1 pseudogene is annotated in these 244 nt (G+C 59.4%); it reads left to right on the forward strand.

The annotated features are described in order from the left end of the window. Positions 1-244, forward strand: a pseudogene (locus tag ACQG3P_RS21975) (M2 family metallopeptidase); the annotation flags it as partial.

Consider the following 244-nt stretch of genomic DNA (forward strand, 5'->3'; position numbering starts at 1 on the left):
GTTCAAGTTCTACAAGGGCCTGTGCGACGCTGCCGGCTACAAGGGCCCGCTGCACAAGTGCAGCTTCTACGGCAACAAGTAAGCCGGCCAGAAGTTCTGGGCGATGCTGAGCAAGGGTGACAGCCAGCCGTGGCAGGCCACGCTGAAGGAAATCACCGGCGGCGACAAGCTCTATGCCGGCCCGATGATAGAGTATTTAACCCCGGTCAACGAGAGGCTCAAGCAGAAGAACCAGCGCCAGATG

The sequence above is a fragment of the Stenotrophomonas sp. SrG genome (genome assembly GCF_050031795.1).
GTDB classification, from domain to species: Bacteria; Pseudomonadota; Gammaproteobacteria; order Xanthomonadales; family Xanthomonadaceae; genus Stenotrophomonas; species Stenotrophomonas rhizophila_A.